Raw genomic sequence first — 3,795 nt, forward strand, 5'->3', positions numbered from 1 at the left:
GGAGCCGAGCTCGCCAGCCGAATCGCGGCTGAGCCGGAGCTCGTCTTGAACAATCTGCTCGCCGACACCCAAGGCATGTTCCACCAGCTCGTCCGCAGGCAGCTCCAATGAGCACAAGGAGTAGTGCACGCATGAGAAGTCTCCTACCGGCGCTGATCCTGCTCGTCGTCGCGTCGACGGGCTGCGGGGCTGGTGAAACCGTGGTCGTGACCGACAAGGCCCCAGCGCTGTCGAACGTGGACGCGCAAAGCGTGATCGCCGCGTACGACCGCGGCAATAACCAGGCCAACTCGGCGCTTGACCCAGCCATGTTGGCTGAGATCGAGGCGCCGCCGCTGCGCACCACGAGTGAAGCCGCGCTGCGGATCGCTAAGAAGCTCGCCAAGACCGTGCCGCTGATCACCAGCAATGACACCCGCTTCCTCGTGCCTGCTGACGCGAACTGGTTCGTTGTGATGTCGAATCGCGTCCGCGGCGGGGTGCCGTCTCCGCGTCCCACCTATACACTGTTCACTCGCGGGGACAATGGAAAATGGCTCGCGACCTACTCACTGCTCACCACGGAGGATGTGCCTCCGGCCGATATGAACTCGGCAGCGGCCGCCAGTGCGGTGGTTGACTTCGCGGACCTGCTGATCCCTCCCGCGGACCTGGGCAAGCAACTGCTTGAGCACTACACCCGCGGTCTCGCGGGTAAGGACTCGTTCGCACGTAGTGTGGCGCTCGATGACCAGCTGACGAACGGGTACGTCGTTGGGCAGCAGGTAATGGCTGGTCGGGGTTACTCACTGCAACGAACGCTGGCTCCAGCATCTCATCCGATCTTCGCATTGCGCACCAACGATGGTGGCGCGCTCGTGTTCTCCGCGACCACAGTTGTGGACTCCATCAAGGCCGATGCCGTCGACGGAGCCGTGACCCTGAATCCAACGGGCAATGAGGCAGCTCTGCTCAGCGGTGGCAGCCAGACAGCGCCAGCATTCCGCGTAACCCGTGTGCAGACATACCTGACCTACGTGCCTAAGAAATCGGAACTCAAGGCAAAGGTGCTCGCCTTCACTGATACCCCAGTCGAAACGTCCGCAACAACACAAGGAGATTTCCAATGAATGAGACCCCGGAATTCCTCGAAAACGCTGATGAGCCCGTCATCGCCGCAGTCGTCGAAGATGACGAACTGGACGAGCTCGCGGGTGGCGACCCTGGGCAGCCGGCATATCCTCCGTACATCTAGTTGTAATGGGTAGTCGGGGTGTCATCGTATCGATGGCGCCCCGACTGGTCTAAACCGCCACTTTTGCTCATCTGCACGAAGGAGCCATGATGTCTCTGTTTGACCTGAAAATACAGCTTGATAGGGACAGCTGGGGCTGGGGTGAACATGAGATAGTTAATTGCTCACAAGAAATTTCTGCGTTGACGGAAAAACTTCGGGTGGCGGTGTCGTCTCGTTATCGCATCCGACGAGACTTCCAGCTAAATAAAATGCATGAGTACTTCACTGAGGATCAAATTGCGCAGCACATGGAAGAGCCTGGGCTCTGGTTCGACACAGTGAGCGAGCTAGGCGAAGCGGTGGTAATCGAGTACCACCGCTTTGTCCAATGGCTTAGTGCGCATCTGGGACTCGATCTCGTCTTTGAGGCCGACCCGCCCGTGCGGTTCCATGTTCCAGGACTGTTGGATGACAAGTACCGACTTGAAAACGGCGAGTTTTTCATGTATCACTCAGACACGATGGTTGGAGACTATTTTCAGGAGTTCAACTGCTGGCTCCCGTTCTGTGACGCAAAGGCTAGCAGCACGATTAGCCTGTGTTCTAAGCAATTCAGCGTCGCGACGATCAACTCGTTCGCCAGTCAATTCGGCTACTCGTACGACGAGTACAAACAAGGTCGGGGAAACTTCTTTGAGTTCATGAAGGATCGACCTGAACTCATTGCAGATCTCCGGGAGGATGCAATGCCGATTAATCTTCGGCGCGGCCAACTCCTAGTTTTCGATTCGCGAAACCTGCACAGTACGGTTGAGAACGTCGAAAATACCACTCGTGTTAGTATGGATTTTCGCGTTATGCCAGTTACGGCATATCGGGCGATCGTTCGTGAGCTATCAAAACTTCGTAAAGAGCCGAATGCCTGGGACGGTAAACGGTTCATCATGGGTGAAATCTTTGATTCTCGAACCGCGGGTGAGCTTTTCGGCGCATGACATGGCTTCTAGCAATCGTAGCCACCAGTGGACTCGGCTCTGACCGGGGGTCAGCTTCGGATCGAATCCGGCGTCCTTGAGGACCTGCCACACCGTGGGCGCCGGGATCTGAGATGCCGAGCACGAACAGCTCGCCGTGGACGCGGCGGTAGCCCGAGGTGGGGTTCTACCATGCCAGGTGCAGCACCAGGAACCGGATCGAGTCGATGGTGCGTGGACGGCTGGGTCGTTTCGTGGGATCTGATCGCGTGGTGTCGTGCGATGAGACTCCCGTGCCATTGCAGCACTGTCCCTGGGCGCACTCGCAATCGGAGTCGACGAAGCGCCTCGATCGGAAGTCGGTGTAGCAGCGCCGCGAGGAACGCCCGATCGGCGGGGTGAAGAGAGACCGTGGGCGGGTGTTGCCCAGCTGGCGTTCAAAGACGGTGATTTGGGGCTGCAGCGCCAGGATCTCCGCGTCGTTGTCCTGATCACTCATGGACAACAGGCGCAGCAACGCGAACGCGTTGGTCACGCTTACGGAGGCCAGGCGCAGCAGCATGGCCGGTCATCACGCTGCGTCAGTCGACGTCGTTGCGGACCTTCGCCGCACCCGCGAGCACTTCGGCTCCTAGCGCTATGCACGGCTCAAACCTGCATGGATGGAGTTGCCGGCGGGTACAAGGTTGGATACCGGCAAGTGCAACACGCGATGCGAAGTAGGCTCGCACCGCAGAACTCTTTCAGCTTCAAGACGGTTTCGACTCTCTAGCCGACTGGAAGCGGCGACTTCGCGTGGGCCGCAAGAGCAACGACCGCTAAGTATACGATCTACAATGGCCCTTTTGTGGCGGAGAATCGTTGAACTAGCAAGGTTGTGAAGCGGATCCGTACGGAAGGATCCATCGATGTTCGTTCCGCAGTTCCGGTCGGCTCAGGCTAGGGCGGCCGGAGGCGGATCGGCAGATGCATCACCTATCGCGACAGCCGGAGTCTGTGCGTTGCACTGATCCGTGCAAAGTGACTTGACTCAATCGCTCGAACTCAGGCATTGCGGTGCACGCAACGTTATCGTCCACCGAGATGGGTCACCCCAGTGCAATTCGTGTCGTCTCAAATGGTGCGGTCCGGCAGTTGATTCTTCGTGTTGAACTTCCTGGCGCGTCATGCGAAACCAAGCGTACGCTTTACCTGTCGCCAGAGAGCGAGCTTCCGAAGGGATTTTATCTGGTCCCGGAACGCTCACTGTTGATGTTTCCCACCGGTTAAGGAAGGTGTCAAATGAGCGAGAATGCCAGCCCGAAGAACGAGATCCCTGATGGGGTCGAGGTCGATGAGAGCGCTTTGGATGACCTGTCTGGAGGCAACGACCACCAACAGCCGCCGCGCCCCCGAAGGTAATTCACGTCGTCTCAAATGATGCGGTCCGGCAGTTGATTCTTCGTGTTGAACTTCCTGGCGCGTCATGCGAAGCCAAGCGTACGCTTTACCTGTCGCCAGAGAGCGAGCTTCCGAAGAGATTTTATGGTGCACGTGAAGTAGGCATCGACGCGCGTCGATGCCTACTTCACGTGCAACGGGCATCGACGATGTCGCGCGGCGACC

At 58.3% G+C, this 3,795-nt stretch carries 4 protein-coding genes; 2 read left to right on the top strand and 2 right to left on the bottom strand.

All coding sequences use genetic code 11. The annotated features are described in order from the left end of the window. Positions 1-131 precede the first annotated feature (131 nt). Together ABZX92_RS45360 and ABZX92_RS45365 are read left to right on the top strand one after the other, a co-directional pair. Complete coding sequence (locus ABZX92_RS45360) at positions 132-1,109, top strand: hypothetical protein (RefSeq protein ID WP_355572297.1); 978 nt, start codon at positions 132-134, stop codon at positions 1,107-1,109. A gap of 214 nt (positions 1,110-1,323) precedes the next feature. Beyond that, positions 1,324-2,211, top strand: a complete 888-nt coding sequence (locus tag ABZX92_RS45365) for a hypothetical protein (protein ID WP_355572299.1) — start codon at positions 1,324-1,326, stop codon at positions 2,209-2,211. A 166-nt stretch (positions 2,212-2,377) separates the two neighbouring features. Here ABZX92_RS45365 and ABZX92_RS45370 read toward each other — a convergent pair whose 3' ends face one another. Then, entirely contained in the window at positions 2,378-2,752 is a 375-nt protein-coding gene (locus ABZX92_RS45370) for a hypothetical protein (RefSeq protein WP_355572301.1), read from the bottom strand. A 680-nt stretch (positions 2,753-3,432) separates the two neighbouring features. Then, on the bottom strand, positions 3,433-3,795 hold a 363-nt coding region (locus tag ABZX92_RS45375; RefSeq protein WP_355572303.1), incomplete at its 5' end, for a hypothetical protein.

Origin of the sequence: Lentzea sp. NPDC006480, from assembly GCF_040611995.1 — a bacterium.
Taxonomy (GTDB): Bacteria; Actinomycetota; Actinomycetes; order Mycobacteriales; family Pseudonocardiaceae; genus Lentzea.